General features: G+C 66.0%; 12 protein-coding genes. 7 read left to right on the forward strand and 5 right to left on the reverse strand.

All coding sequences use genetic code 11. From position 1 onward, the window contains the following. Nucleotides 1-93: 93 nt before the first annotated feature. Nucleotides 94-912, forward strand: coding sequence for a hypothetical protein (locus EP7_RS03050; RefSeq protein WP_463526107.1), 819 nt, complete (start codon nucleotides 94-96; stop codon nucleotides 910-912). 211 nt (nucleotides 913-1,123) lie between these two features. Here the strand turns inward: EP7_RS03050 and EP7_RS03055 are convergent, their stop codons facing one another. Next, entirely contained in the window at nucleotides 1,124-2,107 is a 984-nt protein-coding gene (locus tag EP7_RS03055; RefSeq protein ID WP_463526108.1) for a DUF1559 family PulG-like putative transporter, read from the reverse strand. 455 nt (nucleotides 2,108-2,562) lie between these two features. Here EP7_RS03055 and EP7_RS03060 point away from each other — a divergent pair, with 455 nt between their 5' ends. The 3 genes from EP7_RS03060 to EP7_RS03070 all read left to right on the forward strand — a co-directional run bounded on the left by EP7_RS03060 (nucleotide 2,563) and on the right by EP7_RS03070 (nucleotide 5,172). Continuing rightward, nucleotides 2,563-3,135, forward strand: coding sequence for a hypothetical protein (locus tag EP7_RS03060; RefSeq protein WP_463526109.1), 573 nt, complete (start codon nucleotides 2,563-2,565; stop codon nucleotides 3,133-3,135). A 196-nt stretch (nucleotides 3,136-3,331) separates the two neighbouring features. Beyond that, the gene (locus EP7_RS03065; protein ID WP_463526110.1) at nucleotides 3,332-4,234 is read left to right on the forward strand and encodes a Gfo/Idh/MocA family protein; all 903 of its coding nucleotides are present in this window, start codon (nucleotides 3,332-3,334) and stop codon (nucleotides 4,232-4,234) included. Further along, entirely contained in the window at nucleotides 4,231-5,172 is a 942-nt protein-coding gene (locus EP7_RS03070) for a sugar phosphate isomerase/epimerase family protein (protein ID WP_463526111.1), read from the forward strand. Before EP7_RS03065 ends, EP7_RS03070 begins: the two co-directional genes overlap by 4 nt. Here EP7_RS03070 and EP7_RS03075 read toward each other — a convergent pair. From EP7_RS03075 to EP7_RS03090, 4 genes are all read right to left on the reverse strand, one after another. Next, nucleotides 5,162-5,368, reverse strand: a complete 207-nt coding sequence (locus EP7_RS03075) for a carbon storage regulator (RefSeq protein WP_463526112.1) — start codon at nucleotides 5,366-5,368, stop codon at nucleotides 5,162-5,164. The two genes, EP7_RS03070 and EP7_RS03075, sit on opposite strands and share 11 nt — an antisense overlap. A 786-nt stretch (nucleotides 5,369-6,154) precedes the next feature. Then, nucleotides 6,155-6,973: an exosortase-associated EpsI family protein gene (locus EP7_RS03080; protein WP_463526113.1), complete on the reverse strand. Its 819-nt coding sequence runs from the start codon at nucleotides 6,971-6,973 to the stop codon at nucleotides 6,155-6,157. Between the two features lie 213 nt (nucleotides 6,974-7,186). Then, complete coding sequence (locus EP7_RS03085) at nucleotides 7,187-7,966, reverse strand: metallophosphoesterase (protein ID WP_463526114.1); 780 nt, start codon at nucleotides 7,964-7,966, stop codon at nucleotides 7,187-7,189. 21 nt (nucleotides 7,967-7,987) lie between these two features. After that, nucleotides 7,988-8,683, reverse strand: coding sequence for an MBL fold metallo-hydrolase (locus EP7_RS03090; RefSeq protein WP_463526115.1), 696 nt, complete (start codon nucleotides 8,681-8,683; stop codon nucleotides 7,988-7,990). A gap of 384 nt (nucleotides 8,684-9,067) precedes the next feature. Between EP7_RS03090 and EP7_RS03095 the strand changes: the two genes are divergently transcribed. The 3 genes from EP7_RS03095 (at nucleotide 9,068) to EP7_RS03105 (ending at nucleotide 12,821) form a co-directional block, all read left to right on the forward strand. Next, on the forward strand, nucleotides 9,068-9,973 hold the full coding sequence (locus EP7_RS03095) for a DUF1571 domain-containing protein (protein ID WP_463526116.1): 906 nt from the start codon (nucleotides 9,068-9,070) through the stop codon (nucleotides 9,971-9,973). A gap of 321 nt (nucleotides 9,974-10,294) precedes the next feature. Further along, a complete protein-coding gene (rimI, locus tag EP7_RS03100) occupies nucleotides 10,295-10,825 on the forward strand; it encodes a ribosomal protein S18-alanine N-acetyltransferase (protein ID WP_463526117.1) in 531 nt (176 codons plus the stop codon). A gap of 403 nt (nucleotides 10,826-11,228) precedes the next feature. After that, entirely contained in the window at nucleotides 11,229-12,821 is a 1,593-nt protein-coding gene (locus EP7_RS03105) for an efflux RND transporter periplasmic adaptor subunit (protein ID WP_463526118.1), read from the forward strand. Nucleotides 12,822-12,824 lie beyond the last annotated feature (3 nt).

Consider the following 12,824-nt stretch of genomic DNA (forward strand, 5'->3'; position numbering starts at 1 on the left):
ATTCATGAATTCTCGATGTAGTCTGACAACAGAGAGACGTCGCGGCCCATGTCCTCGGCCGGGCGATCAAGGCGGGCTAGGGGGAGCGGTGCGATGAAGCTCATCTCGCGGGAATACAAGGTGATGCTGGACCACCGGCAATTCGACGACCGGCAGGCCGCTGCGGATGCCTTCTGGCAGGAGGTCGAGGACCTGGCGAGCACGACCTTGTCCATCAGGACGCAGGGCAGGTTCGACAAGAGGGAGAAGCAGACGATCGTCTTCCTCGACACCCCCGACCTGAGCCTCAGGCGCAAGGGCCTCGTGCTCCGCAGGCGGCATGGCGACGAGGCCCCCGAGTACACCCTCAAGTGCCGCTCGGAAGACCGCTACTTCGCCGCGGGAACCGACGTCTCCGCGACGGGGGGGCTGGACGCCAAACACAAGCTGGAGGAGGACATCGCGCCCCCCTTCCGCTGCCGGTTCTCGCACTCGAACACCGTCAAGATCGGGGGGGTGGGGGCGGACCGGGGACTCGTGACCACGCTCGGCGAGGCGGGGGCGATGTTCCCCATCCTGAGGAAGCTGGCTCACGACGGGCGGCCGATCCCCGAGGAGACCGTGTTGCTCCCCGTCCACAATCTCAGCGTCTTCGAACGGGTTTTCACCGGGGCGAGCTTCGTCTTCGGCGATCTCGGCGATCGGGACGACGACGAATCCTCGGTTGCGTTGATCCTCTGGTCCACTGTCAAGGAAGGGAGGCCGCTCGTCGCCGAGTTCTCATTCCGCCTCAAGGACAAGGAGGAGCAGTTCACGAGGGAGCTGGCGGAGTCGGCTCGGTCATTCTACGAGGCGATCCAGCGACTCGACTGGTGTCGCCCCGACGCGGTAACGAAGACCACGTTCATCTACCGGGACAAGGGCGACGACTGAGCGGCCGCTCGATGGGCCACAAAGCCCGGCGTACTCGGGGCGGCGTCCACAGGCTGAAAGGGGATTGGAACGCCGTGCCTCCTCAGTCCAAGGGCGACCATCCTGGTCGTTTTCGCGTCGTCCTGCCCTTCGGCCGGGGGCGTCCGCGACCGAATGGCGCTGAGCGCCACGAAGCCGGACAGGGCTGTCTCCTGCGATCGGTCGCCTGCTTCTAATAATCATCAATCCTGATGACGTCATTCCCGTTGCGCGTGAGGATCGCACTGAGCTTCGCCGGATCGATCGTGCTCTTGATGAATCGGACGGAGCCGTCCACGAACAGGACGTTGAAGCCCTTGCCATGGTTGCCGTGGTGGCTGCTAAGCCCGGAGAGCGCCTTCGTCATGTCGAACGGCAGATCCTCCGGCTTCGTCCAGGGGACGCCATCGTTGGACTCGCCGATGAGAAGCGTGCCATTGAGACCGTCGGTAAAGTCGAGGAACCGCAGGGGATTGAAATCGGGCGTGAAGGCGGTGGATGGTCCCACGACCACCTTGTAGCCGGTCATGCCGGGCGTCAGGGTCAGGTCGCTCGGACATCGGTAGACATTGGGCATATCGCGGATCAACGAGCGGTTGTGGGGGCTGTCCCACGGCTCGTCCAGGTGGAACTTCGAGAAGAGATCTTGCTGCTCGATGAAGGGCAGAATGGCGACGCGCCAGCTCAGAAGGGGCTTGCCCGCCCCGTCGGTAATCGCGGCGGCGGGGATGCAGTCGTAGCTGTCGTGGTAGTAATGCATTGCCAGGCCAAGTTGCTTCAGATTGTTCGTGCACTGCATGCGCCTGGCGTCCTCGCGCGCCGAATCGTAGGCGGTCCTAAAAAAGCCGAGCGTGTAGAGACAGCCGACCACGCCGAGGGCGATCCCGGCGATGGCCAGGCGCCTGCCGCGGATTCGCCCCCCTCCCCGCTTGATGTCATCGAGCGCAAATTGGCCGAGAAGGATGGCGGGCACGCCGCTGAGGCAGGCGAAGAAGAACAGGGCGCCCAGCGCGACGCTCGCGATCGCCTTGCCGCTGGTGACCGAACCGACCGCGAAATCCCGATCGCCCAGATCGAACATTGGCTGGCGGCACTCGCGGCCGCAGCTCGGGCAGCGAACGAGGAGGCCGAGGGCTTTCGTCGGGAAGGTATGCCCGCAGTCGCAGGTGATGGACATCGCGGACTCCGTTCCGGGGAGCGTCGGTCAGGATGCGGCCGATCCTAGTCGGGAGTGCGGATTGTCACAAGGATCAAGCAATCCCGGCCTGGTCAGCCGATGGCTCGTCAAGCTCATCACGCGTCCAGGCCTGGCGCCTCGGAGTGAGGCCTGGGTCGATGGGCGCGACCGACGCCGGCTCGATCGATGGGTCGCGGTGATCGGATGGCCGCCACCATATACCCGGCGTCGATCGCCGGCGTGCCGGCTTGGTGTCCTGGAGTCTCTCGGAGACGGTGGGGTTGGCCCGAGGCTGGGCGAGAGACAAGCTGGATCACCGCTCCTCAAGCTGGCCGAGGCGACGGGAGGGCATTATCATCACGTCGATCTCCGAAAGAAGCGAGGCCCTCGTTGAGGCGACGAGCTTGGCGAAGACGACCCGTCGTCCTTTCACGATCTTCGATGCCTTGATCCTGGTGGCGGCCACGGCGGCCTCGCTCGCCTGCTTCCGCCTGGACCATTCGACTCAGGTGTTTGTGTTCTTGCCGAACGGTTTCGGCGATCGAACTTTCAACGTTTTGACAGTATCGATCTTGGCCGTGCAGGCCACTCTGCCTTTCCTCGTCGCATGGTCGCCCGCCGTCCTGATCCTGAGTCTTCTGCCGCCGAGGCCCGAGTCGCGAAGAGTCTTCCGACAGCCCGGGGTGATCGCCTGCCTGGCCGCGACGTTGGCGATGGCGCTCGGTTCGGTGCCCTACCTGACCCACTCGATGATTTTGGGTGTCCAGTCGTCCGCGTCGAAGGGCTACTTGACCAGTTTCTATCTGTTCATCACGTTCGCGAATATCGTCCCCTTCGCCATCGGGGGGGCGTGGTCCACTCTGGTGTTGGGCGGTTCGAGTCGCCGCGGGCGGAACTGGATCGATCGGCTGGGGATGGTCATCGGGATTGCCTGGATCGTTCGAACTGTTGCCTTGTACGCATGTACAGTCATCATCGTCCTGTGCCAGACCCGCTTCTTCGATGCCGTGATGTACCATCGTTGGTAAAAGGCGGAGCCCGGCACCAGCCGTCCGCACCGGTCCAAGGTGAGCCGAAGGCATTGCCGTGTGTGACCCGGCAAGTCGGTCGGGGGTGCCCCTTGATCCGGGGGGCGGATTGGGGTCTGCTTGGCTCGGAGTGCCGGGCGGGTTCTGGACGTTTCGTTGGGGCCCGACTGTTGGGCCAGAACTTGGGGGATGGGCGATGATCCGACTGGGAATGATCGACTTTGACACGAGCCATGTGGTCGAGTTCACCAAGCGAATCAATCACATCGACATCGCCGAGGACCAGTGGGTGGAAGGGGCGAAGGTGGTCGCGGGGGTTCCGGGGGTTTCCCTGATCATGCCCGAGCGGGTGCCCGGGTATACCGCGGCGATGAAGAAGTACGGGATCGAGATCCTGGACGACCCGGCCCAGCTTTTCGGCAAGATCGACGCGGTCATGATCGAGGCGAATGACGGCAGCGTGCACCGGGAACGGGCCATGCCGTTCATCGAGCGGGGGATCCCCGTGTTCGTGGATAAGCCGTTCGCCTGCTCCGTTGACGATGCGCGGACCATGCTGCGGGCGGCGATGGAGAAGCACGTCCCCTTGATGTCGTGCTCGAGCCTGCGATACGCCGCCGGCCTGGCCGATGCTCGGGCGGGCAAGGGGCCGGCCGGGGACTTGCTGGGCGCGTTCACGTATGGGCCGGCCCCGCTGCATCCCCGGAACCCGGGCCTGTTCCATTACGGAATCCACCCGGTCGAGCTGCTGTTCACCCTGATGGGCACCGGCTGCACCAAGGTGAATTGCACCTTCACCGAAGGGGCCGAGGTGGCGACGGGGGTCTGGAGCGACGGGCGGGTTGCCGGAATCCGGGGGATCCGCGCCGGCAAGCAGGACTATGGGTTCACCATGTTCGGGGCGAAGGGGGTGGTGACCCAGGGAATTGACACCAAGTACGGCTACCGCGACATGCTCAAGGCCGTGATCACGATGTTCGAGACGAAGGAGTCGCCCATCGACCCGCGCGAGACGCTGGAGATCGTGGCCTTCATCGAGGCGGCCAAGGCGAGCGCCGATGCCGGGGGGGCGTCAATCCCGTTGAAGGCCGGCCTGTGAGCGTGGAGAGTTCGGCGAGACTGGCGGACGTGGGCGGGATGTTCGCCAGCTTCAATGTCCGCGCGATCGGCCGGTCAAGCTCGGCCAGTGACGCGATCGAACTGGCGGCGTCGACGGGTTTCGGCGGGGTCGACCTCCTGATGGTCGACCTCGACCGGTCGGGAGAAGACCCTGCGCGACTGCGTGCGAGGATGGACGAGCTGGGCCTGCGCGGGGGGGCCTGGCCGCTGCCGATCAACTGGAAGGCGGACGAGGCGACCTACCGGCGCGACCTGCGAGAACTCCCGCGGCTGGCAGGCCTGGCTCGCGAATTGGGCCTGACCCGGACTGGGACCTGGGTGCTGACCGGATTGCCGCCGTCGGATCTCGGCCCTGCGGACCAACGCCGCGAGGCGTTCGAGTTCCACGTGCGCAGGCTCGGTGCCATCGCGCGAATCCTGGAAGACCAGGGGACGCGGCTGGGCCTGGAGGTCATCGGCGTCGAGTCTTCGCGGCCCGCGGGGGCCCTGCCCTACATCCAGAGGATGGGGGACGAGGAGTTAAGCCTCATCATCGAGGCCTTGGACGCGTACGCTCCATCCATCGGGGTGCTCGTCGACGCGTTCCATCTCTATGCCGCGGGTGAAGAGAACTCGGTTGCGCTTCGGTACGGCGTTGACCGAGTGACCTGGGTGCACGTCGCGGATCTGCCCGAGGGGGGCAGGGTCGGGCGTTCGGAGATCGTGGACGAGAACCGCGGACTGCCCGGTATCCGGGGCGCGGTCGATTCTGCGGGATTGCTCGGCCTGCTGGCCGATGCGGGTTATGACGGGCCCGTGACGGCCGAGCCTCTGAGTCGCTGCACCGAACTCGTCGGCCTGTCGGAGGAGGCCGCCGCAAGATCTGTGCTCGAGTCGTTGCGCCGCATCTGGCCGACGCCCGGGACTCTCAGACGTTGACGAGCACGTCCCGCTGCGTGGCGTTGGAGGTCACCAAACCGGGACGGTTGGGGGCGATCTCCTCGCGGTAGACGGGGACTTCGGCGGGGGCGAGGATGCCCAGGCGGATCTGGTTGCGGTCGATCTTGACCACGGTCACCACGATGTTGTCGCCGATGACGATCTTCTCACCCAACTTGCGGCTCAGGACCAGCATGATGTCACCCTCAGATCCGTTGGAGGTGGTTGGCCTTCGTCTCGATCCCTCGCGGCCGTGGCCGGCTTGAGATGCTCGTTCCTAAAGCATAGAACGTGCCAGACGCGAAAATGTTCACATTGTATTTATTACAAACCATATTCTGACATTGACTTACGTCCGAAATTTTGCAGAACCTGCCGTCGGCCTGTCTCAGACTTTGTCAACCTTACGAAGCTTTCCCAGACTCCCATTGTAAAGTTAGCGATTCAAAAGGGAGAGGTCGAGAGAACTGGCCCCCGGTTGGCGCCGTCTCCGACTTGAGTCGGACTGAGTAGTTTACTTCCAGGTTACTGCGCAATCAGGCAACACCGGCAAGGTTTCCGGTCTGCCAGACGGTTGAGGTCGGCGACCCAGTTCGGGCAGCCTGAGATGGCGACAACCGCCTGGCCTCGCCTTTAGTCCCGGTCCTGGATCCAGTTACGCACAATAACCGGATTTCGAATCGCCGGCCCGATGTGGTGGGTCGCGGTTCGGACGAGCGTGAGCCCATCAGGGGAGGCAGCGACCAGGATCGCCGCGCTGAGCGGGGCGACGGCCCGAAACGCCGGCTTGATCGGATCAGGACCGGACTGACCGCGAGAAATCGGAGCCCGATTTCAGGCGTCGTTCAAGGGCGAGATTGGCCGAAGTTCAAGGAGCGTGCCACCTCGCCCATTGCAGGGCGAGGCCGGGCCGCCCGGTGGGGCGACTCGACCTCGGAAGCGGGGAGAGCGTTGGTCGGACCTTAGACCGGACAGGGCCGGTTCAGTGGCCGGCGACCAGGGCCGTTGTGGGCTGGGGGGCGGCGGAGGCCTGCTCGACGGAGCTCTTCACGCCCGACGCCTTGATGAGCGCCTCGACCTCGGGGAGGAGCTTGGCGAGGAAGTCCTGGGAGGGGTTGTCGATCTCGCGGTTCTCGCTGGCCCCGATGCGGCGCTGGGCCTGGATCTTGATGACCCAGGGGCTGCGCTTGGTGATCCTGGAAAAACTGGCCGGGAATGGGTTCCAATTCCCTTTGAAAAGGAAGGAGTAGAACACTTCTTCCTTGAAGGGGGGCTCGCCGATGCTCCCCCCCTTGGCGTAGGCGAGGGAGCGGAACTGGGCGTTGTGGTCGTTGTCGACCTTGATGTTGGCGATGTCGGGCATGTCGGAGGGACGATAGCCGTTGGCGGGGTAGCAGACCTCGGGGATGTGGGCGATGACGGCCTCGGCGGGCCCGCTGAGGACGAGCGCGGTGACGGTCACGCCGTTCTTCTTATTGATGTAGCTGCGGAGCACGTAGTCGGAGGCGCCGGCGATCTGGATGATGCGGGGGTCGAGCAGGGCCTCGCCGTTCTCGAGGATCTCCCAGTCGCCGAGCTTCGCGGGGATCTTCTTCAGGGAGAACGGGACCACCTTATTGAGGGCGATCTCCTCGGCGAAGCGGACGTCTTGCCAGGCCCTGAAGGCACCCGAGAGGGCCAGGAGGATGATGGCGGGGATCGCCCAGGTCCAGACGCTGCGGGCGGGGCGGCTCAATCTGGCCGGCTTGGTGGCCACCGCGGGACGCTCGATCTGGGAGACGAGTGGGAGGAGGGAGCTCACGGGTCGTTTCCTGGATTGGCATCGGAGGGGATGGCCGAGGTGGACGATCCCGGCGGATCAGTCCGTGTCGACCGCCACATGCATCTTACTCGATCCTAAGCCTGACGTGTCGCGTCGCGGTCCCCGTGGTTCGGCCGTGTGGCCCTGCCGCAACATCGGCGTGCCCGGCAGGACGCCGTCGAGCGGGCGTTGGACTGCACTGCCAGATTGATCCTAGTTGATGACTGACCGAACGTCCAGCGGCGGCTTGCCCTCGCCCGGAATCGGGCCGAGGTCGAGCGGCCGGAAGCCGACGGCGTCCGCGGCGACGAGGTGGTAGCGGACCCCGTCGACGACCCCCTGGACGGCGAGCGACCACTGCCCCTCGATGTGCAGATGACCGTAGACGCAGGCGTCGACCCCGGCGGCGCGGAGGCGATCGACGACCGGCCCTGGGCGGCGGAACTGATCGAACGGGGGGTAGTGCCAGAGGACGTAGAGCGGCTGGCCGGCGGTGCGCAGGGTCGCGGCATGGGCCAGGGCGCGGTCGAGCGCGGCGAGCTGTCGGTCGAGCGCGGCGACGGCCGAGGGGTTGGGCTCGGGGTCGTCCGCCGGGACCGGGGCTCCGAGTGCGCCGCAGACGATGGCGCCGGCGGCCTCGACGGCGTCGCCGCAGACGGCCCTGAGCGACCGCCTGAGCATGGGGCGGACGGCCTCGACCTTGTTGAACCAGCGGTCGTGGTTGCCGGGCGACATCACCTTCAGGCCGGGGAGCCGGTCGAGCCAGGCGAGGTCGGGCTGCAAGTCTTTGTGGCCGCGGGCCATCGACAGGTCGCCGGGCAGCAGGACCAGGTCTTGCCGCCCCACGACCTTGCGCCACTCGCGCTCGATCCGGTCGGCGTGCTCCCCCCAGCGGCCGGCGAAGCGCTCGCGGGGGTCGTGCGCGGCCGTCGATAGGTGGAGGTCGGCGATGGCCCAGACGCGCGGGGCCTTCGGGGTTGGGGTCGGAAGCATGGGCGGGGGTATCCGGGGGGCTCAGCCGCCGAGCGGGACGAAGCCGGCGCGCTCGCCGACGAAGGGGTTGCTCCGGCGCTCGCGGCCGACGGTGGTGTCGGGCCCGTGGCCCGGATGGACGACCGTGGCGTCCGGGAGGTCGAAGAGCTTCGATCGGATCCCCGCGAACAGGAGGGGGCCGTCGCCGCCGGGGAAGTCGTGCCGGCCGACCGATCCCGCGAATAGGACGTCGCCCCCGAGGACGAACGGGGCCTCGGCCTCGTCGCCAGAGACCCCATCGACGACGAAGACGACCGAGCCGACGCTGTGGCCGGGGATCTCGCGGACTTCCATCGAGAAGCCCGCCAGATCGAGCCGATCGCCGTGGTCGACGAGCCGATCGGCGGGAGGGCTGGTGACGGGCATGCCGAAGGCGCCGCTGAGGTTCAGGTCGGGGTCGTCGAGCATCGGCGCATCGTTGCGGCCGATGACGAGCGGCGCCTCGGGGAAGGCTTTCTTCATGGGCCGGTTGCCGACGATGTGGTCGACGTGACCGTGGGTGTTGAGGATCGCCGCGGGGGTCAGGCCCTCTTCGGCCAGGAGGTCGAGGATCTGCCGGGTGTCGAAGCCAGGGTCGACGACCAGGGCGTCTGTGCGCCCCGGGCGCCAGAGGACGAACGCATTCTGCGCGAAGGCGGAGGACTCGACGGTCACGATCCGGTGGGCGGGTTCGGGCATGGCCGTTGGCTCGTTCGACGGGGGAGGTGGAAAGGTGCTCGGGCGGCTCGGCCCTTATTGTCATTTCGATAAGGTCGTCTTGTAAATGAGCCAATTTCTGCGAGCGTAGCAGCCGATGTGGATGGGATTCGTTCCGGAGGGGGGGATTGCGCCGCCGTCGCGTGCGATCTGAGCGTGTTTCGGCGTTCGGCCCGCCAGTTGCATACCTGCTCGGTCCTTCCCTTCGATCGTCCGTTAGAAGTGACTTCACGGCATCTTGAACTCGTTTTGACATGCGTCGTTCGGGTGATGCGAGCGACCCCCATCCTCACGTCCGCCCCGGGGGGACTCCCGGCGCGGTCACATCCCGTCCGCCCGGCATGCAGGCCGGGATGAGGTTGACTCATGGTCGAGATGAACCGTCCCGCCCCCCGGATCGTGTCGGCGGGCCGCCGGACGGCCGGCCCCCTGAGGCTGGCGCTGGCATCCCTGACCCTGCCGCTCGCGCTGGCGGTTGCCGACGGACCGATGCCGACGGGCCAGCCCGCGCCGGTCCGACTCGCCGAGCGCGCCGTCGAGGCCGCCGGCCGCGAGAAGCCGGGCGCCGACGCCGAGGTCCACCCGATCGAGCAGGCCAGGCAGCTGGTCGCCGAGTGCAAGGCCCGGTTCGCGAAGGTCAGTGATTATACCTGCACGTTCTACAAACGGGAGCGGATCGGCGGCGACCTGACCCCCCTGAACGTGATGACGATGAAGGTGCGGTCGAGCCCCTGGAGCATCTACTTCAAGTTCCAGAGGCCGAACAAGGGGCGCGAGGCGCTCTACGTCTCGGGCCGCCACGGCAACAAGGTGCAGGCGCACGACGTGGGATTCGGCAAGCTGTTCGCCGGCACGATGAGCCTGGACCCGCACGGGTCGAGGGCGATGTCCGACAATCGCCACCCGATCACCGAGGCGGGCATCGGCTCCCTGATCGAGACGGTCCACGCGTCGTGGGGCTACGGGCTGCACTACGGCGACACGATCGTGAAGATCCACCCGCACTCGCTGGTGGGCGAGCGTAAGTGCACGATGATCGAGACGAAGCACCCGACGAAATATCCCCGCGACCTGTTCTATCAGGTGAAGCTGTATATTGATCAGGAGCTGGGGCTCCCCGTGCGGTTCGAGGGATACGACTGGCCCAAGAAGAAGGGTCAGGCGCCCGAGCTGCTGGAGGAGTACACGTACGCGGACCTGAAGCTCAACCCGGGGCTGCATGACTCCGACTTCGACGCCTCGAATGCACATTACTCGTTCGGGCGGTTCTGACCGCTGCAATCGGTCGATCCGGCTCAAGTCGTCGCGGCGGTCGTGCCGATTGAAGGGGTGTCGGGCGACCGGGGAACGAGGCAGGGCGGGCCGCCCAAGCGGCCTAGCCAGCATCCCGGGGCTTCGCTATGATTCGCCACCCCTCGGCGGGCCTCGGCCCCCCGGGCGACGCGGGACGCGACGAAGCACCCGAGCCGCCATCTCCCAGGTCGTGCCACCTTCGATGACGATGCGGATCGGATGGATCCAGGGCCGGTCGCGCTCGCCAGGTGGCGACCTCGGCGGGCCCCTGCACGCTCAAATTCCAAGGAAGGAGGCCCGATGAGCACGGCCCCGAGCGCCAAAGCGCAGGTGCGCGTCCATATTCGATGGATGATCCGCCGCGACATGCCCGAAGTCCTTGCCATCGAGCACACCAGCTACGACTTCCCCTGGTGCGAGGAGGAATTCCTCCGCGTCCTTCGCCAGCGGAATTGCATCGGGATGGTGGCCGAGTACGGCGAACGTGTCGTCGGCTTCATGATCTATGAGCTGCACAAGAACCGCCTAAACGTGCTCGATTTCGCCGTCCACCCCGAGTTCCGCCGCGGCGGAGTCGGCCAGCAGATGGCCGCCAAGCTGGTGGGCAAGCTGTCGAGCCACCGCCGGACGAAGATCCTGCTGAACGTCCGCGAGACGAACATCGGCGGCCAGTTCTTCTTCCGGGCTCAGGGGTTCAGGGCGCTCGAGGTCTCCCGCGAGCACTTCCCGGATACGGGCGAAGACGCCTACCTGATGCAATATCTCTTCGACGACTCAGCTCCCGAGCTCCTGGCCCCGGTTAACCGGGTGGCCAGTCAACTCGAGAACTGAGTCCTCGTCGGCCAAGGCCGGCAGAACATCTCGATCAGTGGCGGGCCCTGCCCCCCTTGCCCCGCGGCGACGCCGGGCGGAGGGGGCAGGGTCGGTCGCATTTCGAAGGGGATGGCGGCCATCGGTTTCGAAGGGGAGGGCGGCGATCGGAGGCCCTCGTTGTGGCACGGTTGATGCATTTGAAGCATTGAATAAAACTCCAACCTCAGGCCTAACGATTTCGTTTGAGGCCGGATCGAAAGCTCCCCACCTCTTCCCGAGGTCGGTAAGATGATTGAGTGGCTTTCTTTTCCGCTCGATCGGGACGCGGCCGGATGACCGACCTGAGGGGCCTGGACGCCTGAATCCGGCCCTTTCTCGCGGTTTATCCCCCTGTTGATGACCGCTAGACGAGGCTCCAACGATGGCGAGTTCTCCCCCCCTCTCGTCCACGCGGCGACCCAAGACTCGGCCCCTGAAGCTCATTCTTGGGCTGATGGCTTTGGCAGTGATCTCCTTGTGTGTTGCGCTGTTCTTGCCCAATGATAAGGCGGTCCGCCCTGAAGTTGGGCAGACTCAGGCCGATCTCGGCGTTCCGGCTCCTCCCCCGCCTCCGCGAGTCGGGACCGACGGGAAGATCCCGTTCAGCGAGGTCCAGCAGCGTGCGGTCGGGCTGACGATCGAGACGGTGACGGCCGGGCCGATGAATCGGGAGCTGTCCGCGCCCGGGCGAATCACCCCGAGCGAGTCCCGGTTCGCGTATGTCACCCCCAGGGCCGCGGGCATCGTCCGAGAGGTCCTGGTGCGGATCGGCCAGGATGTGAAGGCCGGCGACGTGCTGGCCACCATCGAGAGCCCCGAGGTGGGCACGGTCCGGCTCCAGCTCTTCTCCGACTTGCAGGAGCTGGATGTCGCCAGGACCCAGGCCGAGCGTCAGGAGAAGGTGTTCAAGAACACGGCCGACCTGGTCGATCGGCTCGAGAAGGGCCAGACGCCCGACGAGATCCACAAGGCGTTCCGCGACCGCCCGGTGGGCGAGAACCGTGAACTCCTGCTGTCGGCCTATGCCAATTATCGGCTGGCGGTGGCCACGATGTCGCGGAACACGGAGCTGAACGAGAAAGAGCTGATCACGGGAAAGCAATTCCAGGAAGTGACGGCCCGCTACGAGGCGGCCCAGGCGACCTATCAGGCCCTGATGGACGAGATGGGCTTCGCGACGAGCCTGGCGAACATCAAGGCTCAGCAGGCCTTGCGCAGGGCGGAGACTTCGGTGCGCGTGACCCGCGAGCGGCTCAGGCTGATGGGCCTTGACCCCGAAACCGACACGCTGACGGCGAAGGTCGCGGTCGAGTCGACGGAAGCGAACACCGGAGATCCGCAGACGAAGAAGGAGCTGAAGGCGCCCCTGCTCTCCGATGGGACGCCCGTGAGCAGCTACCCGCTCCGTGCCCCGTTCGACGGGACGGTCCTGGATCGAGAACTGGTCGTGCCGGGCGTTCCGGTGACGACCATGAGCCGGATCTTCACGCTGGCCGACCTCTCGTCGGTCTGGGTTGAGGCCGACGTGCCCGAGAGTGGGTTCGCGGCGTTGGAGGGGAGTCAAGACGCCGAGATCCTCATGGAGTCGGCCGCATACCCCGGGCGTGTCTTCAAGGGCAGGGTGATCTACAGCGGTGACCTGGTCAACGAGAAGACGCGTGCGTTGAAGCTGCTCGGACGTGCGGAGAATGTAGACCGGGCGTTGAAGCCCGGGATGTACGTGGACGTGCGGATCGTCCGGCCGTCGCCCCAGCCGGTGGTCCAGGTCTCCTCCACGGCGATCATCACGGATGGGACCGACTCCTACGTCTACGTGCGGAGCGGCCCCGAGTCGTTCGAGCGTCGGAAGGTGGACATCGGGACGGACCTGGGAGGGCGAGTGCCCGTGCTTTCCGGCCTGAAAGCGGGGGAGCAGGTGGTGCGTAGTGGCGGATTCAAGTTGAAAGCCGAAGCAATCCGCCTCGCGTCGTCCTGACGC

This window comes from Isosphaeraceae bacterium EP7, assembly GCA_038400315.1.
Lineage (GTDB): Bacteria > Planctomycetota > Planctomycetia > Isosphaerales > Isosphaeraceae > EP7.